Here is a 21604-nt window from a genome sequence, read left to right as displayed (position 1 = left end):
CATGGCGGTCGCCCTCATGAACCCCGTCCACAGTGCGGTGGACGGGTTGCTGGCCGCCGCCGCCGCGCTGCTCGAGACCGGAACGGCCGACCTCGATCCGGGCCCTGATGTCGACCCGACCGGACCGCTGCGGATCGGGGTCGACCTGGGCACGGCCAGCTGCGTGCTGGTGGTCCTGCGCGGCGAGGAGCCGATCTGGGTCGGCGCCGAACCGTCCGGCGCGCTGCGGGACGGCGTCGTGGTCGACTTCGCCCGGGCGGCCGCGACCATCGGCCGGCTCAAGCAGGCCGCCGAGGCGGCACTGGGCCTGGAGCTGGCCGACGCGGCCACCGCCTACCCGCCCGGCATCCCCGTCGACGACGCCCGGGCCTGCCGATTCGTCTGCGAGGCGGCCGGTTTCGAGCAGGTCGAGCTGGTCGACGAGGTGACCGCGGCCCAGCGGACGCTGGGCATCGGGGACGGCGTGGTGGTCGACGTGGGCGGCGGATCGACCGGTGTCGGGGTGTTCCGCGGCGGCCGGCTGGTCGCGCTGGACGATCGCCCGGGCGGCGGCCATCACCTGGATCTGATCCTGGCCGGCGCACTGGGCATCGACGTGGCCCAGGCCGAGAGCCGCAAGCGGGACCACCCCGCCGACGCCTTCGCCATCCTGATCCCCGGCCTGCAGCGGATCGCCGAGAACATCCGGGCGCTGACCCCGGATGCGGCCGACCTACCCCTGCACCTGGCCGGCGGGGCGCTGATGCTCCCCGGCGCCGGCGACGTGCTGGCCCGCTACCTGCAGCGCACCGTCGTGACCTACCCCCACGCCCTGCTCATCACCCCGGTCGGCATCGCCCGATCGGCGCCCCCTGGACGGACCCGGACATGAGCGGACCCACCCTGCGCACCTACGCCTTCGTCGACCGGATGCAGCCGCAATGCGCGGCGCACATCGCGGCCACCAGCCCCGGGGACGTCCCGCTGGCCGGGATGGCCGAGTTGTACATCGAGATGGCGCCCGGCAACGAGGTGTTCCGCGCCGCCGACGTCGCCCTCAAGGCCGCCGGTGTCCGGCCGGCCCTGCAGATCATCGAGCGCGAGTTCGGTCTGCTGGAAATCCATTCCGAGCAGCAGGCCGAGGTATTGGCCTCCGGTCAAGCCGTGTTGGACGAGCTGGGCCTGACCGAGCTGGACCGGCTCAAGCCGGTGATCGCCTCCACCCAGTTCATCACCAACGTGCACCCTTACCAGGCGCAGCTGCTCAACAAGTGGCGCAAGGGCTCGATGATGATGCCCGGCCAGAGCCTGTTCGTGATGGAGGTCGCGCCCGCCGCCTACATTGCCATCGCCGCCAACGAGGCCGAGAAGGCCGCCAACATCACCGTGATCGAGCTGCGGGCGGTGGGCCGGTTCGGCCGGATGTTCCTGTCCGGCACCGAGAGCGAGGTGCAGACCGCCCGGGACGCGGCCGTCGCCGCCCTGGAGGACCTGCCCGGCCGGGAGCACCCCCGATGACGGTCATCGGGGCCGACGCGGTCGAGCGCGCGGCCCGGGACGGGCGGCCGCTGCGGGTCGATCCGGCCGACCTGCTCACTCCCCTGGCCCGGGAACGGGCCCGCGACCTGAAGGTCGAGATCGTCACGGACACCGGCGGTTCCGGACCCACCCCGGCGCCGACCCGGTGGGCGGGCCAGGCCGCCGGCCGGCCGGCCCCGAGCCCAGCCGTGAAGCCGGCGCTGGTCCCGGCGCGGGCGGCCCCGCGGGCCACGGTGATCGGATCGGACCCGCTGCGTCTGCCGGCCCCCGACCCGGGGCCCGGCCGGGCCCTGCTCCCGGTGCTTGGCCCGCTGCTGGGCCCGGTGGCGCCGTTCGTCGGTCCGCCGTCCGGGGCGCTGTACCGGCGTGGCGCGCCGGTGACCGGGCCCCGGGAACCGACCGGCCGGACCGGCCGGGTGGTGGTGATCGGCGCCGGTCACGTCGGCATGATCACCGCGCTGCGGCTGGCCGACGCCGACCTGTTTACCGAACTGGTGCTGGTCGACGTCGACGAGGGCCGCGCGGCCGGGGTGGCGCTGGATCTGACCCACACGGCCGCCCTGTCCGGGTTCGCCACCCGGATTCGCGGGGTGGGCAGCGTCGAGGCCGCCGGACCGGCCGACTACGTGGTCATCACCGCCGGCCGGGCCCGCCAACCGGGCATGAACCGGGCCGACCTGATCAGCACCAACGCCGCGATCGTCGGCGAGTTGTCCCGGCGCGTCGCGGCGACCTCACCGCACGCGGTCCTGCTCGTCGTCACCAACCCGTTGGACGAGATGACCCAGCATGCGTGGGCTACCTCGGGCTTCCCGGCCCGCCGGGTCATCGGGATGGCCGGCGTGCTGGACACCGCGCGGTTCCAGGCCCTGGCCGCGCCGACGGTGTCGGCCACCGCCCGCCCCGACCGGGTCAGCGCCTGGGCCCTGGGCAGCCATGGTGAGGAGATGGTCGTGCCGCTGTCCCAGGCCAGTCTGGACGGCCGCCCCCTGGCCGGCCCGGAGATCGACGCGGTGGTCACCCGCACTCGCGGGTCGGGCGCCGAGGTGGTCGGGCTGCTGCGCACCGGCAGCGCCTTCCTGGCCCCGGGCACGTCGGCGGCCCGGATGGTGCTGGCGATGGCCCGGGACACCGGTGAGGTGATGCCGGCCGCCGTGCTGGCCGACGGCAGCTACGGCATCCGCGACGTGTACGTGGGGCTGCCCGCCCGGCTGGGGCGGGACGGGGTCGCCGGCATCGTCGAACTGCCGTTGCCGCCGGCCGAGCTCACTGCGCTGCGGCGGGCGGCCGAGCGGATCCGGGAACGGCTGGCCGGGCTGCCCACCCTGCTCGGGACAGGATCGATCGGGACGGCCTCGTGAAGGCGGTGGTGTTCGCCGGGGACGGCCAGGTGCGGGTCGATTCGGTGCCCACGCCGACGATCTCGCAGCCGCAGGACGCGCTGGTCCGGGTCCGCCGGGCGGCCGTCTGCGGCACCGACCTGCACGCCGTCGCCCACCCCGACGGGCTGCCGGTCGGGACCGTGCTCGGGCACGAGTTCGCCGGCGAGGTGATCGAGGTCGGCCCGGCCGTGCAGACCCATCAGCCCGGGACCATCGTGTACGGCTCGGATTTCACCGCCTGCGGGCACTGCTGGTGGTGCCGGGCCGGCGACCACTGGGAGTGCCCGCAACGACGGTTCTTCGGCACCGGCACCGCCTTCGGCCCGGCCCTGCCGGGCGCGCAGGCGCAGTTGCTACGGGTCCCGTTCGCCGACACCGCGCTGCGTGCGGTGCCGGCCGGGCTGAGCCTGGACGCGGCCGTGTTCCTGGGCGACACGTTGGCTACCGGCTACGCCGCGGTGAGCCGGGCGCAGCTGCGCGCGGGGGGCACCGTCGCGGTCCTGGGCGGCGGCCCGGTCGGCCAGTTGATCAGCCTGGCCGCCCAGGCATGCGGAGCGGGCGTCGTCGTGGTGGTCGAACCGGTGGCCGATCGGCGGGAACTGGCCGCCGCGCAGGGCGCGGTGGTCGCCGAACCGGAACTGGCCCGGACCCTGATCGACCGGGTCACCGACGGGCGGGGCGCCGATGCGGTCATCGACGCGGTCGGCGGGCCGCGGGCCCTGGACACCGCCTGCGCGCTGGTCCGGCGCCGCGGTTCGGTGATCTCGGTCGGCGTGCACCGGGACCTGGCCTGGTCGCTGCCGGTGGCCCGGGCCTTCGCCGACGAGCTGACCCTGCGCTTCGTGATCGGCGATGCGATGCGTGACGGCGACGCCCTGGTGGACCTGGTCCGTTCGGGCGCGATTGACCCCACGGTGCTGGTCTCGGACACGGTCGGTCTCGACGACGTGCCCGAGGCGTACCGCCGGATGGCGGATCGACGTACGCTCAAGACACTCATCGCGGTGTGACGCCCACGGAGGTGCGACCGATGGCCTCGGCCCAACCGCTGACCGCGCTGCCGGCCATCCCGCTGCCCGGGGACGCCGGCCCGGTCGACGAGCTGGCCGCCGTGATCGCCCTGCTGCAGACCCAGCCCGCCGACTCCACCGGTGCGGCAACGGATCTGGCCGCACGGGCGAGCGCCCTGGTGGGGGCCCCGGTGACCGTCCTGGATGAGCGGTCCGGCGTGCTGGCCGGTGACCCGACCCGGGTGGCCGGGCAGGTGGCCGCGCCCGACGGCTCGGTCGCCCTGGGCTGGGGTCCGGCCGCGGACGACGCCGAGCGCTGGCGCCCGCTCCTGACCCAGGCCTGCGTGTGGCTGTCGATGATCCGGCGGCTGGACGGGGCGCCGGCGGTCGAACCGGAGAGCGTCGCCGTCCGCGAGGTCGTGCAGCAGTTGCTCTCGGTACGCGACGTCGACCAGGTCCTCACCTCGATCGCCGAGCGCACCCTGCGGCTGCTGGACGCCGACATCTGCGGCGTCATGCTCCGGGAGGGCGAGCGGGTCTGCATGCGAGCCTGTGTCGGCAACCGGGTCGCGCAGACCGCGCGGCTACGGATGCGCCGCGGCCAGGGCCTGGCCGGGCTGGTCTTCGACATCGGTCGCCCGGCCAAGGTCGACACCTATCTGGAGGACCGGACAATCAGCCCGGACTTCATGTCGCTGGCCGAGCAGGAGGAGACCCGGTCCGCGCTGGCCGTCCCGCTACGCCTGCACGGCGAGCTGATCGGGGTGTTGGAGGTGTGGCGGCGCCGACCCTCGACGTTCACCGAGCACGACGAACACCGGATGGTGGTGCTGGCCGACATCGCCACCGTGGCCATCGACAACGCCCGGCTGCACGACGAGCAGGCCGCCTCGACCGTCGAGGCCGAGCGGGCCCGGGACGAGCTGCAGCAGCAGGTAGCCATGCTCAACGGCTCCTCCCGGCTGCAGCAGAAACTGCTCACCACCGTGATCGAGGGCGGTGGCCTGCCGGCCGTCGTGCACGCGGTGGCCATCGAACTCGGCTGCGAGGTCGGTGTTTTCGGACCGGACGGGGCGATGATCGCCACCCATACCCCAGGCTCGACACCGGCGTCGTTGCCGGCCCGGCTGCCGGTGCGCGCCCGCCCGGCAACCCCGGGCCGCTGGGTTCGGCCGGTCTACGCCGACGGGGACCAGGTCGGCCAGGTGGTGCTGATCCAGGGCGAGGCGTCGGCCGAGTTGATGGACGCGGTGGCCGGGCAGGTGGCGATGGCCTGCTCGCTGGCCCTGCTGCGGGAACGAGCGGCCAGCCGGGCCCGGGCCCAGGCCGTCGACCAGGTGTTGTGGGACCTGCTGCAGGGCCCGGTGCAGCATCGGGTCGCGGCGCGGTCCCGGGCCCAGCAGCTGGGCATCAGCCTGCTCGGGTCGCTGCGGGTCCTGCACGGCCAGATCGAGAACGTCGAGGAGCTCGCGGCCGAGCAGGGCTGGGACACCTCGCACACGGACAAGGTCCGCCGCGGGGTGCTCCGCGCGGTGCGCGGCGTCGACGAGGCCCGGCGGCTGCCGTTGACCGGCATGCGCGGGGACCTGCTGGTCGCCGTCGCCGCCGATCTGGACCGGGCGTCGGTCAAGGACCTGGCCGCCGCGACCTGCGCCGCCATCCACGCCGAGTGGCCGGGCCTGCGGCTGACCTGGGGGGTCAGCCGGGAGCGGGCCAACCCGATGGAGCTGCCGAACGCGCTGAGCGAGGCGGAGACCGCCCTGGCCGCGGCCCGCCGGCTCGGCGGCCGCAACGCGCTGCTGTACGAGGAGCTGGGCATCGTCCGGTTGCTGCTCGGCTCGGGCAACGACCCCGACCTGCAGACCTTCATCGAGGAGGTCACCGGCCCGCTGATCGCCTACGACCGGGACAACGACGGCGCGCTGATCCGCACCCTGCGCGCGTTCTTCGACGCCGATTGTTCCCAACGGGTGGCCGCCGAGCGACTGTTCGTCCACCACAAGACGCTTCGGTACCGGTTGGAACGGATCCGGCAGCTCACCGGGTTGGACCTGAGCCGGCACGAGGACCGGATGCGGGCCGATTTCGCGTTGCGGCTGCTGCAGGTCAACCAGACCTCGGACGCGATCGGGGACTGAGCGAACCGACCGAAACCCCGACCTTCAGCCGGTCGGGGTGACCGCCTGCCCGACGACCTCGTCGGTCTCCGAATGCGGGCGGGCGATGATGTGGCTGCTGTACAGCTCGCCGACCCGGGCCGCCGCGGCCCGCCCGGCATCCACCGCCGCCTTCACCGCCCCGACGTCGCCGCGGACCAGCACCGACACCTGCCCGTTGCGCAGGGTCCGGTACCCCTGCACCTGGACATTGGCCGCCTTGACCATGGCGTCGGCCGCCTCGATCGCGCCGACCAGGCCCTTGGTCTCGATCAGGCCCAGCGCACCGGTCGGCCCGGCGGATTCGGTCATGGTGCCTCCCGTTGGACGAGGGCCGACGGTATCCCCGCCCGGCGGCCGTGGTGTTGTCCGGTGCGGACAAGCCGTCCCCCTGGGGTTGTCCGCCGGGTCGCCGGTGGGTCGCCGCCGGTGCGCGGTCGACCCCGCCGCCCGGTCAGCCGCTCCGCAGGCAATCCCGCCGGCGCTGCAGATGACGCCGCTCGGTCTGGCCGCCGACCAGCCGCAGGGCCGCGTCGAACTGCGCCACCGCCTCGGCCGGACGCCCGGCGCGCACCAGCATCTCGGCCCGCGCGGCCGGCAACAGGTGATAGCCGTCCAGACCGGTGAGCTGATCCAGCCGGGCCAACCCCGCATCCGGCCCGTCGGCCAGTCCGACCGCGACCGCATGGTTCAGGGCGACCACCGGCGAGCCGGTCATGGCCAGCAGCTGCCCGTAGAGCGTCGCGATCGCAGGCCAGTCGGTGTCGGCGGCGGTCCGCGCGTTCGCGTGCTGGGCCGCGATGAGGGCCTGGACCTGGTACACCCCGGGCCGCATCCGGCCCAGCGCCGGGCCGAGCACCCGGTTGGCCCGGTTGATCATCGCCAGGTCCCAGGACGAGCGATCCTGATCCTCCAGCAGCACCAGGTCGCCGGCCGCATCGAAGCGGGCACCGGTGCGCGAACGTTGGAACAGTTCCAGGGCCAGCAGGCCGGCGATTTCCGGCTCCTGCGGCAGCAGGTCGGCCAGCACCTCGGTCAACCGGATCGCCTCGTCCATCAGGTTGACCCGGGCGCCGGCCGACCGGCGGGACAGGTAACCCTCGTTGAAGACCAGGTAGAGCACGGCGAGCACCACCTCGACCCGTTCGGCCAGGTCGTCGGGCCGCCGCAGCGGGATCCGGGCCTCCCGGATCTTGCGCTTGGCCCGCACGATCCGTTGCGCGATCGTCGCCTCCGGCGCCAGGAAGCCGGCCGCGATCTCGGCCGTGGACAGCCCTCCGACCAGGCGCAGGGTCAGGGCCACCTGCGCATCGGGGTGCAGCGCCGGATGGCAGCACAGCAGGATCAGCCGCAACTGCTGATCCCGGATCGCGTCGTCGTCGATCATGAGCTCTTCCCCCGGATCTTCCTCGGGGTCCGGACCGTCCACCGGCTCGGCCAGCAGGTCCCGCGCAACGGCCAACGTGCGGCGGTAGGCCGACCCGGCCCGGCGGATCCGGTCGATGGCCTTGCGGGTGGCGACCGTGCGCAGCCACCCGGCCGGATTGTCCGGGACGCCGGTGCCCGGCCAGGCCTGCACCGCCTCCATCAGGGCGTCCTGCACCGATTCGTCGGCGACGTCGAGGTCGCCGAACCGGCGCGCGAGAATCGCGACCATCCGGCCGCTGTCCTCTCGCGCCAGCCGCGTCACCGCATCGGCGACCGGATCGCTCACTCGCCCGTCGGCCGGTAGGTCAGCGGCCGGACCTCGATCGCCCCCTCGATCGGCAGCGACCGGGCCAGGTCCAGGACCTCGTCCAGGGTGTCGGCCCGCACCAGGTAGAACCCACCCAGCTGCTCCTTGGTCTCGGCGTACGGACCGTCGAGCACCTTGGGCACGGTGCCGGCGGCCAACCGCACGGTGGTCGCGCTCGGGGTCGTCTGCAGACCGCCCCCGGCGATCCAGTGCCCGCCGTCGATCAGCCGCTGGTTGAAGGCCAGGAAGCCGCCCATCATCTGCTCCCATTCGGGCGAGCCGTACTCCGGGGCGAACGCCTCGTCGCGGTAGATCAGCACCATGTACTCCATGACAACTCCCTGGGTCGAGCGGGGCGGATCTTCATGATCCCGCCGCGGCCGGGTCCGTCCCCGCCGCTGCCCCGTTGACGCAGCGGGCCGGCCGGATCGACACCCCGGCCACTCAGAATTTCCGGGACGCGGTCCCGCCGGGCCCGGACACCGTCAGAGCGCGTCCAGATGCTCGATGTTGGCGCGGTCGCCGGGATCGTCCGACGGGTCGGCAGCGAACCAGGCATCCAGGATCTCGGTCAGCACCGCCCGGGAGGTGCTCCGCAGCGACAACGCCAGCACGTTGGCATCGTTCCAGCGGCGCGCCCCGGCCGCGGTGGGGGCATCCCAGCACAGGGCGGCCCGGACGCCCGGCACCTTGTTGGCGGCGATGCTGGCGCCGGTGCCGGTCCAGCAGCAGACCACGGCCGACTCGGCCCGGCCCTCGGCGACGTCGCGGGCGGCGGCCGCAGAGGCCCACGCCCAGTCCGCTCGCTCTCCCGCGGCCAGCGCGCCGTGCCGGATGGGCCGGTGCCCGCGGGCCGTCAGCTCGTCGAGCACGGCCCGGGCGACCCCGGTGTCCTCGTCGGCGGAGACGGAGATGCGCACGGTCGGTCACGCTACCCGCGGCGAGCCGTAGCGTGAGCGGCATGCCGCAAGTCAGTGCCCAGGTCGTGGTCCCGGTCCCGCCGCAGGTCGCGTTCGCGGTGTCGCAGACCACCGGCGAGCTCCGGCTGACCTGGGACCCGTTCATCCGCCGGCAGTACTTCCTGGACGGGGCCACCGCGCCGGCCAAGGGGGTCCGCACCCGCACCCTGGCCCGGCTGGGCCCGGCGATGACCAGCGAGTACGTCTCCTACCGGCCACCCACCAGCGTGGGCATGACCATGGTCGACGGGCCCTGGTTCTTCGACCGGTTCGGCGGCGGGTGGCGGTTTCAGGCCCATCCCAAGGGCACGCAGGCGGTCTGGAAGTACACCTACTCGGTGCGGCCGGCCTGGCTGCGGCGGATCGCCGAGCCGATCGGCCAGTGGCTGCTGGGTCGCGAGATCCGCCGCCGCATCGAGGCTTTCGGCGCCGCCTGCCGGGATCCGGACATTCTGCGGGCGGTCGGCGGCTGAGCCTGAGTCAGGGTCGCTTGGGCTGGCCCAGCTTGTCGGCGATGCGGGCCGCGTCGGCCAGGCCGAGGCCGGTTGCCGCCCGCAGTTCCTTGACCGCCTGCAGCCGGCCCGCCTTGTCCCCCTGCCGGTACAGCTCCTTGACCCGAGCCGCCATCGCCGGGTCGATGCTGACCTCCGTCGGGTCGACCCGGCTCTTGGCCGCCCGGCGGATGGCCAGGAACGGGATGGTGAGTATCGCCAGCGAGATCAGGGTGATCCAGATCCAGGAGTCCACCGTCCCATCCTAGGAAGCAAACCCCGCGGCCCCGCCCACCGGCGCCCGGCGATCGATGGCGTCCACGACCGCCGGCGCGGATGCTGGTCGTCATGGACGAACCGCACCGCCGGGTGCTGCAGATGCGATTGGTGGTCGAGACCGCCGACTTCGACGAGGCCGTCGTGTTCTACCGGGACGTGCTGGGGGCGCGGGAGGAATTCGTCGGGCACGGGGACGCGGGCGAGAAGGTGATGATCCTGGACGTCGGGCGAGCCACCCTGGAGCTGTCCAACCCGGCCCAGGTGGCCATGATCGACCGGCTCGAGGTCGGCCGCCGGGTGGCGCCGCGGCTCCGGGTCGCGTTCGAGGTCGCCGACGTGGACGGGGCCACCGCCGCGTCGGTCGGTGCGGGCGCCGAGTTGATCGTGCCGCCGACGCGCACCCCGTGGGATTCGCGTAACGCCCGGCTGGCCGCCCCGGCCGGGCTGCAGCTCACCCTGTTCCAGGAACTCGACCCCCAGAGACTCGACCCCCAGCAACTCGACCCGGCCGAGGGTTAACCGGTCAGTGCCGGTGCTCGGCGCGGTGCCGGGCCAGCACGTCCAGGCCGAAGTCGGCGCTGGGGTCCCGCCACACCGAATGCGCATGGTTCGCGCCCCGTTGCGTGTTGTCCCATTCGATCAGCAGCCGGGGGCCCTGCAACCGGTAGTAGTGCGGCTGGCCGGCCTGGGTCGATCCGGCCCACGCGAAGGACACCTGGTCCAGCACGGCGTCGTCCAGGTACCGCGACGCCGGGGACAGCGCGTCGGGCACCCGGCCGAAATAGGTCGCCAGCAGGCGCCGCAGCAGCTCTCGTTGCTCGGCATCGAATTCGGCCGCGGCCACGCCCTTGGCCCGGGTGGTGTAGGCGACGACCCGGTGATCGTGCGCATCCAGGCCGGCGTTCCGGTCGATCCGGTCCGACAACGCCTGCAGCTTGGCCTGTTCCACCGGATCGGGGAAGGCCTCGTCCCGCCAGACCCCGGCCAACGGGATGACCTGGTCGCCGTCGGCGACGGTGGTCCGGTTGGCGGTCACGAAATCGGACGGGGCCTTGTCCAGCAGGATCGCCCGGCGGGCCAGCTCGGACGGCAGCGATCGGACCAGGTCCCGGCCCAGGTCCTCGACCCGGGCCAACGGCCGGTTGACCGCGCCGCCCAGCAACGGCGACGCGGCCGGGTCGGCCCCCAGGAACAACGGGGTCGCCGCGACCAGGGCACCGTCGACGATCAGGTTGTTCAGCGACACGTGGTGCCCGCCGAACCGCCATCCCCAGGGCGCCGACCCGCCCGGTTCCCCGAACACGCGCAGGTAGTACAGCCCCGGGTCACGGCCGCGGATCCGGTCGAACTTGGCCGTGAAACCCTCGATCTGGTCGAGCACGTTCTCCAGGCCCATGATCGTGGCCACCGTGACGTAGGCCGGGGTGGACAGCCCGGTGGAGATCAGCCGCATCGCCGCCCGATGCTGATCGGGGCGCTGCTGGTGCACGGTCAAGCCGCCGTGATCGGTCGGGGTGTAGAACCAGCGCCGGCGCTCGGCGTCGGTGGCCTCGTTGGCCGGCGGGTGGCCCAGGCCGCGCGCCCGCTGCCGCAGATCCAGGCTGTCCACCCAGGCCTGGGCGGCCCGGGCCATGGCCGTGGCCACCTCGCGGCGGGCGGCGTCGGCGGCGGCAGGCTCGGAGAGGTTCACCCCGGGAAATGTAGCGCCGCCTCGGGTACTGGGCCAGAATTCGACCGACCCCGGCCACCGGCGCCCCGAGGAGATCTGATGAGCACGCCCACCGATGCCAACCCCGAGCTGTTGACCGTCGTCGCCCACATGCGGGCCCGCGACGGCCGGCAGCAGGAACTGCGCGACGCGCTGATCGCCCTGGTCGAACCGACCAGCCGGGAAGAGGGTTTCGTCAACTACGACCTGCACCAGGGGGTCGAGGATCCGGACCTGTTCTACCTGTACGAGAACTGGGACAACGCCGCGCTGTTGGACGCGCACTTGGGCCGCCCGCACCTGACCGAGTTCGCCGCCCGGTTGCCCGAGCTGGTCGACGACAACGGCCTGACGATCACCCGGCTACGCCGGATCGCCTGACCGGACGGCGGCCCGATCGCGCCGCGGCAGCAGCAGCGAAAGCCCCACCCCGAGCCCGCAGAGCCCGGCGGTGACCAGGAAAATCTCCTGGTACTCGGTGGTCAGGGCCTGCTCCAGGGCCCGACTGAAAGCGGCCAGGCGGTCGTTGAACTGCTCGTCGGTGATCCCGATCGGCAACGGGGGCACCAGGTCTCGGGTCAGGTCCCGGAACCGCCAGAGCCCGAACGCGGTGAGCGCGGACAACCCGATCAGCATGCCGGTCATCCGCGCGACCACCACCGCGGCCGAGGCGACGCCGTGGGACGGGGCCGGCACCACCCGCAGCGTCACCGCGGACAGCGGCGCGATGACCAGCCCGAGGCCGAACCCGGCCACCGCCAGATCACTGTCCAGCGCGGGCATTCCGAACAGATGGGATGATTCGCGCACCTGGGGCGTCCAGCGGCTCATCAGGACGAATCCGCCGGCGGCCAGAGCCAAACCGGCCGCGCTGACCCACTTCTCACCGCACCGGGCGGCGAGCAGCCCGCCGACCAGGGCCCCGATGGGCAACGCCACCAGGAAGCGCACCAGCAGCTGGGCCGACTCGGCCGAGGTCATGCGCAATAGCGTCTGAGCGAACAGCTCGACGTCGACCAGGGTGACCATCAGGGCGGCCCCGGAGATCGCGCTGACCCCCAGACCGGTGAGCAACGCCCCCATCCGGACGCCCGCCGGATCCAGCAGCCGCACTCGGGCCCGCCGCTCGTACGCGACGAAGGCGACGACCAACGCCGCCACCCCGGCCAGCGCGGGCCATCCCCAGGACGGCAGGACGGATCGGGACGGGTCCGGGTTGTAGAGCGCGACCACCAGCAGGCCAAGGGCCAGGGCCAGCAGCGCGCCCCCGATCAGGTCGACGCCGGGGCGATCGCCCGGCCGCGCCGCGGAGCGGGGAACGGTCAGCTGCACCACGAGCATGGCGATCGCGGCCAGCGGCAGGTTGACCCAGAACACCCAGCGCCAGCTCTCCGGCTGGAGCGCGGCGAACAACGGCCACGAGGCGAACAGGGCGGCCACCCCGACGCCGTACAAGGTGCCCAGGACGCTGCCGATCTCCTGGGCGGCCCCGACCGCGCCCAGGACGCCGGCCCGGCGCCGCTCCGGCCACAGATCGGCGACCAGGGCCATGGTCACCGGCAACAGGGCCCCGCCGGCGATGCCCTGCACGGCGCGACCGGCCACCAGCAACGGCACCGAACCCGCCGCGGCGGTGAGGGCCGAGCCGGCGGCAAAGCCCAGCAGGCATAGCTGCAGCACCCGGCGCCGGCCGTACCGGTCGGAGGCCTGACCCAGCAGCGGCATGGCCGCGACGTACCCGAGCAGGAAACCGGTGACGATCGGGGTGGCCCGTTCCAGCCGGTTCACCGGGATGCCCAGGTCCACGACCATGTCGACCAGCAACCCGACGACGACGTACGCGTCCAGGGCGGCCAGCAGGACGGCCGTGCCGGCAGCCCCGATAGCCCAACGGCGTCCCCCCACGCCCGGATGTTACCGGGGTGACGGGACGCCGTCGGCTGGCTGCGGTCAGCGGGGACCGGGCGTGAGCTAGCTCACGGGATGCGCAGGACCTGGCCCGGGTAGATCAGGTTCGGGTCCGGGATGATGTCGGAGTTGGCCTGGTACACGGCCTCCCAGCCACCGGAGACGCCGTTGGCGGCGGCGATCTTGTAGAGGGTGTCGCCCGAGGCCACGGTGTAGGTGCCGTCGGCCGCGCTCCCGGCGGTCACCGACGAGCTGCTGGAGCCGGACGAGTCGCTGTCCTGGTTCCAGGAGCGGTGGCTGCCCCGCGAGGACTCCTGGGTGTCGTTCTGGCTGCGGCTGCTGCGCGAGGAGCTGCTGTCCGAGGACGAGCTGCTGGCGGAGCTGCCGGACGAGCTGCTGGAGGAGCTGTCGGACGAGCTGTCGGACGAGGAGGACGAACCGCTCACCGAGCGCTGGGTGGCACCCTCGCCGCCGCCGGCGTAGGCGCAGGCCCAGGCGCCCCAGCCCTGACCGGCCAGCGTCTTCTCGGCGATGGCGATCTGCTGCTCCTTGGTGGCCAGGTCGGCGCGAGCGGCGTACTCCTGGCCGCCGAAGGCGTTCCAGGTGGACTGCGAGAACTGCAGGCCGCCGTAGTAGCCGTTGCCGGTGTTGATGGACCAGTTGCCGCTGCTCTCGCACTGCGCGACGGCGTCCCAGGTCGAGTCGGGGGCGGCGGAGGCGGTGCCGGCGCCCAGACCCAGGGCGGCAGCGCCGGCGACCACGCCGACGGTGGCACCACGGAGGGCGAAGGTGCGGGCCTTGGAAGGCTTGCGATGGCGCGCGACGGTACGACGGGTCATGTCTGTGTTTCCCCTAGCTACGCCTGCGAGGTGAGCTGTCGGGTTCGGGCGCGACCCACTCCAGCGCCGATGGCGTTGGCGAATGGGTGCAGGGGATCGCCCGTCCGGACCCACTGGGGGTGGGCCCGAATTAACCCCAAGGAAGCCATGCGGCTCCCGAAGTTGGTTTCCCCGCTGCTGTCCTAGCCTTTCTGCTCTTTCGGTTCTCCGGGCCTGGGTGGACAGCACTCGGCGTGTGGCCCGGAGTTTTACGGACGGAGGCGCCGGGCGAAAACCCGGCTCCCACAAGACGATACGGAGCAGGGATCGAATGTCCAGGGACCCGATCTGGACATAACGGATTGGTAACGATCAGCTCGGCAGGCCGCGGTGCGGCGTTTTGGCTGCTGGACCGGGGTCTGACGACCGCTTCCCCACCCTCCGGTCGACCTACCTGTGGATCATCCAAATTCACCCGATCGGCCTAGTATTTTGGACAAGCTTTACTAGGACCGCGCACAGCGGTCGCACAGCGTGCGCACCGCCGCACCGGTCGGCCGCGCCAAGTATTCCCCGTTGTTCGCGTCAGTAAACACCGTGTGGCCCATGGGCCAGCGGGGAAGAGCCTGTGGATGACACATGGACGCGTGCTGTGCGTGGTGCTCGCCGGGGGCCGCGGATCGCGGCTGGGCCCCCTGACCACAGGCCGGGCCAAGCCGTCGCTGCCGGTCGGCGGCAACTACCGGTTGATCGATCTCGCCCTGTCCAACGCCGCCCACAGCGGCCTGTCCGACGTCTGGGTGCTCCAGCAGTACGAGCCGCACCTGCTCAGTGAGCATCTGGCCGGCGGTCGCCCCTGGGACCTGGACCGCACCCGGGGCGGCTTTCGTCTCCTCGCCCCGTTCCAGGGACCGGCCCACGACGGGTTTGCCTCCGGCAACGCCGACGCATTGATCCGGAACTGGCCGGTGATCGCCGCCTACGACCCGGAGGTCCTGCTGGTCTGCAGCGCCGACCACTTGCTCACCCTGGACCTGCGCGCCGTGCTGGCCCAGCATCGGGAGTCCGGCGTCGACGCCACCGTCGTGTCCACCACCCTGCCGGCGGGCGCGGACGTGTCCCGTTACCTGGTGGTACAGGCCGACGGCGGTCGGGTCCGCTCGGTCGACTACAAGCCCGAGCACGGCCGCGGCCGCTCCGTCGGCACCGAGGTCTTCGCCTACCGCCCGGACGTGCTGGCCGAGCACCTGCGCGAGCTGCATCGCACCGGCGAGCTCGGCGACTACGGCGAGCGGCTGTTGCCCAGCCTGGTCGCCGACGGCACCGTGGGCGACTTCCACCACCGAGGGCACTGGCGTGACCTGGGCACGCCGATGGCCTACCTGGACGGGCAGCTCGAGCTGTTGCGGGACCGGCCGCCGATGCGGCTGGACGACCCGGACTGGCCGATCCTGACCTCCATGCCGATGCGCGGTCCGGCCCGGGTCCGCCGGACCGCCGAGCTCGAACGCGTCTGGCTCGCGCCGGCCGCCGACGTCGCCGGCGCGGTGGTGAACTCGGTGCTCGGGCCGGGGGTGGTGATCGAACGCGGCGCCACCGTCCGGCACAGCGTGCTGATGGACGACGTCGTGGTCCGGGCCGGCGCCCAGGTCAGCCGGTCGGTGATCGCCGAGGGCAGCGTGGTCGGCCGGCGGGCCACGCTGGGGGCACCGCAGGCGCGGCACCCCGTGGTGATCGGGGCCCACCGCCGGATCGCCGCCGACGCCGAGCTGCCGGCGGGCACGCAGGTGGAGCCGCACCGACCTCGCGACCTGATCCGCGCCGCGCGCTGACCCGCAGGCCGGCGTCCGCGCGCCCGGCCCGCGGGGGCACTAGGGTGCCGGCTGTGATCGGTCGCAGCAAGTCCCGCGGGCACGTCGTCCTGGCCACCGCCGACAGCGAATCGTTCGACTCCCTGTCCCGGCGCCCGACCGCCCGGGCCGACCGATACCTGATGGGCAAGTCGCTGCGCGACAAGGTGTCCCGGCAGTCGCTGGCCGACTGGGCGCCGCCGATCGGCCGGCCCGACCCGGTCCAGCTGATCATGGACTCGCACGAGGGTCGGCTGGACTGGCTCATCCCGATCCGGGTGGGCCGGATGATCGGCAGCCCCTACGGCTTCCTGCGTGGGACGGCCATCGTGATGGCCGAGGACGTCGCCCGGTTGCCCTCGACCGGCATCACCCCGGTCATCTGCGGTGACTCGCATCTGGGCAACTTCGGCTTCTACGCCTCGCCCGAGCGCGACCTGGTCATGGATCTGAACGACTTCGACGAGGCCCACCCCGGTGGCTGGGAATGGGACCTGCGCAGACTGGTGGCCAGCATCTGGGTGGCCGGCCGGCAGAACGGGGCCGGCGAGTCGGACTGCGAGTCCGCCGCGCGGCAATGCGTGGCCGCCTACCGCACCGAGGTGCGGGAACTGGCCCGCACTCCCCTGCTGGCGCGCTCCTACCAGCGGATCGACGTCGACCACCTGCACAAGACCACCTCCAACCCCTCACTGCGGCAGGAGATCCGGCGCGCCGTCTCCCGGGCCCGCCACCGCACCAGCGACCGCGCGCTGCCCCGCTTCACCCATCAGGAGCAGGGCCGGCGCCGGATCGTGGAGGAGCCGCCCCTGATCACCCGGGTCAGCGAGCAGGACTTCGCGATCCTGTCCGCGGGGCTGGACGGGTACCTGCAGACGCTGGCCCCGCACTGGCGGCGGGCCCTGGGCGGCTACACGATCGTCGACATCGCCCACAAGGTCGTCGGGGTCGGCAGTGTCGGGTTGCGCGCCTACGTGGTGCTGCTCGAGGGCAGCAGTCCCGACGACGTCGTCTTCCTGCAGCTCAAGCAGGCCCGCCGGTCGGTGCTGGCCAAGTACGTGCACGGCGAGTCGGCCTGGCACGCCCATCAGGGCCAGCGGGTGGTCGAGTACCAGCAGGCCCTGCAGACGGTCAGCGACCCGTTGCTGGGCTGGGCCGAGGCCGACGGCCGGCAGTACTACGTCCGCCAGTTCCGGAACATGAAGGGCACCGTGGCCCTGGACTCGATCGACGGCTCGGCGCTGGCCGACTACGCCGGCATCGTCGGGCATCTGCTGGCCAAGGGCCACGCCCGGACCTCGGGCGCCTCGATGATCGCCGGATACTGCGGCAAGAGCGACAAGCTCGACGTCGCGCTGGCCCATTTCGCGCGGCTCTACGCCGATCAGACCGAGGCCGACCATGCGGCGCTGGTCAAGGCGGTCCAGCGGGGCATCATGCCGGTCGAGCGGGGCCTGTAGCGCGGGCCGACCCGGACGACCGAGCGCGGGACGGGCGAGCGCAGGAACGGCGCGAGCCGCCGGTCGGCGCGAGCTGGCGGGGCCGGGAACTGCCGCCGGACACGGACAACCCCCGGGCCGTTTCCCTCGCGATGCTCGCGGGGGGCCGATTGGACGGGGTCGGCGGCGCCGGGGGTCGGGTGACTGTCCGTGAATTGCTGGACCGCAGTTCCTCGACGAGGACTGGAGGGCCCTTTCGGTCGGTGCGGCCTAGCGGCCAGCCACCTCACGTGTCCGAGAAATACTCAACTCAGGACCACCTCCTTCCTCGTGTACCAGCGAACTTACGTCGCGATCCGCACCCGCGCAACGGTTTTCCGCCACCCGCGAAATCGGTTGGCTCGGCCGGGCCAACCAGGGCGTTCAGCCCGCCGGCGGGCAGCCGGCCCGCTTGGCCAGCACCACAGCGGCCGCGATCAGATCGGGCCCGTGGGTCAGGGCCGGGTCGTTGTGGTCGGCCCCCTCGATCGCGATCACCACGGGATCGCCGGCCGACCGGGCCGCCACGGTCAGGCTCAGCGCGGGTGGCACGAGAGTGTCCGCGGTGCCGTAGACCACCGTGGTGGGCACCGGCAGGGCCACCGTCAGGTCGACCACCGGGAACCGGTCCCGCAGCAGCCACCGCACCGGCAGCACCGGGACCTGCCGCTGGGCCACGTCGGCCAGCTCGGTGAACGGGGAGCGCAGCAGCAGGGCGGCCGGGGGGTGCTCGGTGGCCAGCCGGGTGACCACGGCCCCACCCAGGCTCTCCCCCAGGTAGATCAACTCGTCCGCGGACAGGCCGGCGTCGCCGGTCAGGAACGCGTAGGCCGCACGGGCGTCGGCCGCCAACCCGTCCTCGCTGGGCCGACCGGGATTGCCGCCATAACCGCGGTAGTCCAGCAGCAGCACCCCGAAGCCGGCCTCACGCAGGGCCCGGGCCAACGGCAGCCGGCCGGCCCGGTTACCTCCGTTGCCCGGCGCCACCAGCACCGTGCTGCGGCACCCGGCCGGGTCGCGGGGCACCGGCGCCCGCACGTACAGCGCGCGCAGGGCCACGCCGTCCTCGGTGGTCAGGGTGACGTCCAGGGCGTCGTCGAGCAGCGCCGAGGCCGCCGGCACGGCACTGGTGTCGGGCTGGTAGATCAGCCGCCGTTGCCCCGACCACAGCACCGCGACTCCCGCGAGCAAGGCCCCGACCAGGACCAGAACGATGGTCAGCATGCGCCGCCGGACCCGTCCGGGCAACCGCGGTCAGCGCTGGTCGTACTCGTCGATGACGTGCATGGCCGCCTCTTCGGCGCTGGCCCCGGCCCCGTCGATGCCGACGTCGTCGGCCAGCACGTCGTTGCGGTTGTCCGCGTAGGCGTCGGACCCGTCGGCGACCAGCCGCCCGGCCCGCACATCGCCGACCTCGTCGCCCGACTCGTCGAACAGGTTCTCCTCGTCCCGTTCCCAGACGTCCGGCGTCTCGGCCCGGAGCAGCTCATCCAGGCTCTGCCCCCGCTCCTCCTCGGACTCGGTGGGCACCTGCACCGTCGGTTCACGGTCCGGGGGGTTGTAGCCCTCGTCGAGGAAGTCGTCGAGCCGCTCGTCGGACAACGTGTCGCTGACGGTCAGCTGCTCGGAGACCCCTTCGGTCACGTCGTACCCGGGTTGCGTCTCGTCGATCATGTCCACCACCGTAGCCGTCGCGCGGGCGCAGCCGCGTCAGGCGCCGAGCAGGTACAGCAGACCGGCGACCAGCACCGCGATGCCCAGGACCCCGCCGGCCAGCAGGCAGGACACCACCAGTAGCCACAGGCCGCGCAGCCGCATCGGCGTCAGCGGCGCCAGCTCATCGCTGGCCGCGAACTCGGCCAGCACCCCGGCGGCCTTGACCCCGCGCCAGAGCCCGCGCAGCGCCCGCACCGGGCGGGAGCGGCGCGCGGCGACGGCGCCGACCTTGCCCACGCTCAGGTTGTCGATCAGCTGGGCCCACAGGTCGCGTCCGGTGACCAGGCCGGTGAGGGCGACGACGAGGGTGTCCCGGTCGGCGGCCACCGCGAGCAGTTGCCGGCGGCGCCAGGCCAGCCAGCCGGCCAGGACCAGGCCGAAGCCGGCCAGCACGACCCAGAACCAGTCGTCCGGGCCGGGCCGGGACAGGGCGATCGAGATGACCAGCACGGCCGGCACCACCGGGACCAGGATGACCAGCAGGATCGGCACCCGCGTCGCCTTGATCACCGGAATCAACACCGAGACGAACCGGCTGATCGCCGTGTCCCGCGCGGCCGCGGCCGCCGTCATCGCCTGCTTGGTCCGCGAGGGGGCCGGTAAACCCTTACCCTCAACTGGAGGTTGAGACATGACCCACCCCTTGCGCGTCGATTGACGGGAGCTCGACGGCCCCCTCGACACTGTCGGCACCGGCCGCGGTGTCGAAACCCTCCGCTTCGGCGGCACGGCAGTTGACGGCGGTCAGCCGGGCCCCCACTGCCTCCCCGGCCTCGGCCAGGACCTGCAGCTGCTCGGGGGTCAGCGCGTCGATCACCAGATCGCGGACCGTGGCCACATGCCCCGGGGCGGCGTCGGCGATGGCCTGCCGGCCGGCCGGGGTGATCAGCACGAGAAGGCCGCGCCCGTCGGTGCGGCACTCCTCGCGGCGCACCAGCCCACGCGCCTGCATCCGCTTGAGATGGTGCGAGAGCCGGCTCTTCTCCCAGCCGGTGGCCCGGCCCAGTTCACCGGCTCGCAGCCCCTCCGGGCCGCCCTCGGTGAGCACGACGAGCACCTGGTAGTCGGCCGAGGACAGCGCCGAATCGGCCACCAGCTGCCGGTTCAGGGCCGCGGCCAGCGGCGCCCCGAACTGCTGGATCGCGCGCCAGGCTCGCTGCTCCGAGTCGGAGAGCCAGCGCGGTGAGGACGTCATACCTGCGAGAGTACCCAGAAATGGGCAAGAGGTTGATGGATCAACTTCGCCCAGGATGTTCGAACACGGGCACGTCCCCGACGATCGGATTGGTCCGGCGCGACGGTGCGAAGTACTTCGTGGTCAGGTTGACGAAGGTGGCCAGCCGGTTCCGGTTGCCCAGCAGCATCACGATGTGCACGAACAGCCAGGCCAACCAGGCCAGGGTCCCGGTCAACCGGATGGACCGGCCCTTGATCAGCTGGATGTCGGCGATGGCCGCGCGCCGGCCGACCGTCGCCATCGTGCCCTTGTCGTGGTAGTGGAACGGGTGGGTCGGGCGGCCGGCGATCAGGGCCACGACCTGCTTGCCCGCGTGCTGCCCGCCCTGCAGCGCGGGCTGGGCCAGCTGCGGCAGCGGTTCGGGCAGCAGCGCGATGTCGCCGACGGCGAAGATGTTCTTGAAGCCGGTGACCCGCAGATCCTTGTCCACGGTGATCCGCCCGCCCCGGCCCTGCGGCAGGCCCCAGTCCTTCACCGCGGCCGGGACCGTGACCCCGGTGGCCCACACCACGACGCCGGCCTTGAGAAATTCACCGCCACCGAGGACCACCCCGTCGGGTCGCACCTCGGCCACCGAGGTGTTCAGCCGCAGCTCCACCCCGCGCTCGCGCAGGGCCCGCGCGGCGAAGTCCCGCAGCGGCGGCGCGAACGGGGCCAGCACCTTGTCCGACATCTCGACCAGCACGATGTGCGTGCGCCGGGGATCGAGCTCGGGATACACCGTGGCCATCGCGTCGTTGCGCAGTTCGGCCAGCGCACCGGCCATCTCGACTCCGGTCGGGCCGGCCCCGACCACCACGATGGCCAGGTCCTCCTCGGTGTTGGCCGCGGCGGCGTGCTCCAGGTTGGTGAAGATCTTGTCCCGCAGCCGCAGCGCCTGGGCCCGGGTGTAGATCGCCAGCGAGTTCTCCTGCGCACCCTTGGTGCCGAAATAGTTGGTCGTCGCGCCGGTGGCGATGATCAGGTAGTCGTAATGCAGGCCGGTGCCGCCGACGAAGCTGATGTGCTGGGTCCCCGGGTCGATGCCCTCGACCTCGGCCTGCCGGAAGCTCACGTTGCGCTGCGCCATCCGGGTGGCCCGCAGGAAGAAAGTCACATCGCCGGGGTTCAGCCCGGCGGTGGCCACCTGGTACAGCAGCGGTTGGAACGCGTTGTAGGTGTGGCGGTCGACCAGCGTGATGTCCACGTCGGCCTTGCCCAGCGCCCGGACCGCGGTCAACCCACCGAAGCCGCCACCGAGGACCACGACGTGCGGCCGCCGCGGCGCACCGGACACCGCGGCCGGGCCGCCCGGTGCACTCGGGTCGACCTGATGGTTCACTCGACGCTCACTCACGCGTTCTCCTCGCCGGTCGTTCG

The 21604-nt window shown here is 72.9% G+C and carries 23 protein-coding genes and 1 riboswitch; of the genes, 10 read left to right on the top strand and 13 right to left on the bottom strand.

What is annotated here, in order from left to right; translation table 11 throughout:
- Nucleotide 1 precedes the first annotated feature (1 nt).
- The 5 genes from eutJ to NAMU_RS11630 are packed head-to-tail and all read left to right on the top strand — an operon-like array spanning nucleotide 2 to nucleotide 6048.
- Nucleotides 2-871 carry an ethanolamine utilization protein EutJ gene (eutJ, locus tag NAMU_RS11650; RefSeq protein WP_015747609.1) on the top strand — a complete coding sequence of 290 codons (870 nt, stop codon included), beginning with the start codon at nucleotides 2-4 and terminating at the stop codon, nucleotides 869-871.
- Nucleotides 868-1497, top strand: coding sequence for a BMC domain-containing protein (locus NAMU_RS11645; RefSeq protein ID WP_015747608.1), 630 nt, complete (start codon nucleotides 868-870; stop codon nucleotides 1495-1497). The genes eutJ and NAMU_RS11645 overlap by 4 nt, the downstream gene beginning before the upstream one ends.
- A complete protein-coding gene (locus tag NAMU_RS11640) occupies nucleotides 1494-2879 on the top strand; it encodes a malate dehydrogenase (RefSeq protein ID WP_083785807.1) in 1386 nt (461 codons plus the stop codon). The genes NAMU_RS11645 and NAMU_RS11640 overlap by 4 nt, the downstream gene beginning before the upstream one ends.
- Nucleotides 2876-3910 (top strand): alcohol dehydrogenase family protein, encoded by a 1035-nt coding sequence (locus NAMU_RS11635; RefSeq protein ID WP_015747606.1) that lies wholly within the window; start codon nucleotides 2876-2878, stop codon nucleotides 3908-3910. Before NAMU_RS11640 ends, NAMU_RS11635 begins: the two co-directional genes overlap by 4 nt.
- A 20-nt stretch (nucleotides 3911-3930) precedes the next feature.
- Nucleotides 3931-6048 carry a helix-turn-helix domain-containing protein gene (locus tag NAMU_RS11630; RefSeq protein ID WP_015747605.1) on the top strand — a complete coding sequence of 706 codons (2118 nt, stop codon included), beginning with the start codon at nucleotides 3931-3933 and terminating at the stop codon, nucleotides 6046-6048.
- Between the two features lie 24 nt (nucleotides 6049-6072).
- Here the strand turns inward: NAMU_RS11630 and NAMU_RS11625 are convergent, their stop codons facing one another.
- The 4 genes from NAMU_RS11625 to NAMU_RS11610 all read right to left on the bottom strand — a co-directional run bounded on the left by NAMU_RS11625 (nucleotide 6073) and on the right by NAMU_RS11610 (nucleotide 8721).
- On the bottom strand, nucleotides 6073-6378 hold the full coding sequence (locus NAMU_RS11625) for a BMC domain-containing protein (RefSeq protein WP_015747604.1): 306 nt from the start codon (nucleotides 6376-6378) through the stop codon (nucleotides 6073-6075).
- 142 nt (nucleotides 6379-6520) lie between these two features.
- Nucleotides 6521-7723, bottom strand: a complete 1203-nt coding sequence (locus NAMU_RS11620) for an RNA polymerase sigma factor (RefSeq protein ID WP_052308178.1) — start codon at nucleotides 7721-7723, stop codon at nucleotides 6521-6523.
- A gap of 53 nt (nucleotides 7724-7776) precedes the next feature.
- A complete protein-coding gene (locus tag NAMU_RS11615) occupies nucleotides 7777-8133 on the bottom strand; it encodes a YciI family protein (RefSeq protein WP_015747602.1) in 357 nt (118 codons plus the stop codon).
- 153 nt (nucleotides 8134-8286) lie between these two features.
- On the bottom strand, nucleotides 8287-8721 hold the full coding sequence (locus NAMU_RS11610) for an RpiB/LacA/LacB family sugar-phosphate isomerase (protein WP_015747601.1): 435 nt from the start codon (nucleotides 8719-8721) through the stop codon (nucleotides 8287-8289).
- A gap of 41 nt (nucleotides 8722-8762) precedes the next feature.
- Between NAMU_RS11610 and NAMU_RS11605 the strand changes: the two genes are divergently transcribed.
- A complete protein-coding gene (locus NAMU_RS11605) occupies nucleotides 8763-9233 on the top strand; it encodes an SRPBCC family protein (protein ID WP_015747600.1) in 471 nt (156 codons plus the stop codon).
- Nucleotides 9234-9240: 7 nt separating this feature from the next.
- Here the strand turns inward: NAMU_RS11605 and NAMU_RS11600 are convergent, their stop codons facing one another.
- Entirely contained in the window at nucleotides 9241-9507 is a 267-nt protein-coding gene (locus NAMU_RS11600) for a hypothetical protein (protein ID WP_015747599.1), read from the bottom strand.
- A 92-nt stretch (nucleotides 9508-9599) separates the two neighbouring features.
- Between NAMU_RS11600 and NAMU_RS11595 the strand changes: the two genes are divergently transcribed.
- Nucleotides 9600-10049, top strand: coding sequence for a VOC family protein (locus tag NAMU_RS11595; protein ID WP_015747598.1), 450 nt, complete (start codon nucleotides 9600-9602; stop codon nucleotides 10047-10049).
- A 4-nt stretch (nucleotides 10050-10053) separates the two neighbouring features.
- On the opposite strand, the gene NAMU_RS11590 is transcribed toward NAMU_RS11595, so the two are convergent.
- Nucleotides 10054-11220: a DUF3500 domain-containing protein gene (locus tag NAMU_RS11590; RefSeq protein WP_015747597.1), complete on the bottom strand. Its 1167-nt coding sequence runs from the start codon at nucleotides 11218-11220 to the stop codon at nucleotides 10054-10056.
- Nucleotides 11221-11298: 78 nt separating this feature from the next.
- Between NAMU_RS11590 and NAMU_RS11585 the strand changes: the two genes are divergently transcribed.
- Nucleotides 11299-11619, top strand: a complete 321-nt coding sequence (locus NAMU_RS11585; RefSeq protein WP_015747596.1) for a putative quinol monooxygenase — start codon at nucleotides 11299-11301, stop codon at nucleotides 11617-11619.
- Here the strand turns inward: NAMU_RS11585 and NAMU_RS11580 are convergent.
- A complete protein-coding gene (locus NAMU_RS11580) occupies nucleotides 11602-13143 on the bottom strand; it encodes an MFS transporter (RefSeq protein WP_015747595.1) in 1542 nt (513 codons plus the stop codon). The two genes, NAMU_RS11585 and NAMU_RS11580, sit on opposite strands and share 18 nt — an antisense overlap.
- Nucleotides 13144-13214: 71 nt before the next feature.
- On the bottom strand, nucleotides 13215-13985 hold the full coding sequence (locus NAMU_RS31405; protein WP_015747594.1) for a transglycosylase family protein: 771 nt from the start codon (nucleotides 13983-13985) through the stop codon (nucleotides 13215-13217).
- Nucleotides 13986-13990: 5 nt separating this feature from the next.
- Nucleotides 13991-14191: riboswitch (cyclic di-AMP (ydaO/yuaA leader) on the bottom strand.
- 405 nt (nucleotides 14192-14596) lie between these two features.
- Here NAMU_RS31405 and NAMU_RS11570 point away from each other — a divergent pair.
- Together NAMU_RS11570 and NAMU_RS11565 are read left to right on the top strand one after the other, a co-directional pair.
- Nucleotides 14597-15796: a glucose-1-phosphate adenylyltransferase family protein gene (locus NAMU_RS11570; RefSeq protein ID WP_015747593.1), complete on the top strand. Its 1200-nt coding sequence runs from the start codon at nucleotides 14597-14599 to the stop codon at nucleotides 15794-15796.
- Nucleotides 15797-15849: 53 nt separating this feature from the next.
- Nucleotides 15850-17274, top strand: a complete 1425-nt coding sequence (locus NAMU_RS11565; RefSeq protein ID WP_015747592.1) for a DUF2252 domain-containing protein — start codon at nucleotides 15850-15852, stop codon at nucleotides 17272-17274.
- Between the two features lie 402 nt (nucleotides 17275-17676).
- Here the strand turns inward: NAMU_RS11565 and NAMU_RS11560 are convergent, their stop codons facing one another.
- Genes NAMU_RS11560 through NAMU_RS11540 form a run of 5 tightly spaced genes read right to left on the bottom strand, consistent with a single transcriptional unit; the run spans nucleotide 17677 to nucleotide 21581 of the window.
- Nucleotides 17677-18516 (bottom strand): alpha/beta hydrolase, encoded by an 840-nt coding sequence (locus NAMU_RS11560; protein WP_015747591.1) that lies wholly within the window; start codon nucleotides 18514-18516, stop codon nucleotides 17677-17679.
- 30 nt (nucleotides 18517-18546) lie between these two features.
- Nucleotides 18547-18966 carry a DUF5709 domain-containing protein gene (locus NAMU_RS11555; protein ID WP_015747590.1) on the bottom strand — a complete coding sequence of 140 codons (420 nt, stop codon included), beginning with the start codon at nucleotides 18964-18966 and terminating at the stop codon, nucleotides 18547-18549.
- Between the two features lie 36 nt (nucleotides 18967-19002).
- Nucleotides 19003-19581: a hypothetical protein gene (locus tag NAMU_RS11550; protein ID WP_041368775.1), complete on the bottom strand. Its 579-nt coding sequence runs from the start codon at nucleotides 19579-19581 to the stop codon at nucleotides 19003-19005.
- 40 nt (nucleotides 19582-19621) lie between these two features.
- Complete coding sequence (locus tag NAMU_RS11545) at nucleotides 19622-20203, bottom strand: MarR family winged helix-turn-helix transcriptional regulator (RefSeq protein ID WP_015747588.1); 582 nt, start codon at nucleotides 20201-20203, stop codon at nucleotides 19622-19624.
- Between the two features lie 40 nt (nucleotides 20204-20243).
- Nucleotides 20244-21581 carry an NAD(P)/FAD-dependent oxidoreductase gene (locus tag NAMU_RS11540; protein ID WP_015747587.1) on the bottom strand — a complete coding sequence of 446 codons (1338 nt, stop codon included), beginning with the start codon at nucleotides 21579-21581 and terminating at the stop codon, nucleotides 20244-20246.
- Nucleotides 21582-21604: the final 23 nt, after the last annotated feature.

Origin of the sequence: Nakamurella multipartita DSM 44233, from assembly GCF_000024365.1 — a bacterium.
Taxonomy (GTDB): domain Bacteria; phylum Actinomycetota; class Actinomycetes; order Mycobacteriales; family Nakamurellaceae; genus Nakamurella; species Nakamurella multipartita.
Note: the sequence above shows the minus strand (reverse complement) of the source record. Positions and strands in the feature narration are given on the sequence as shown.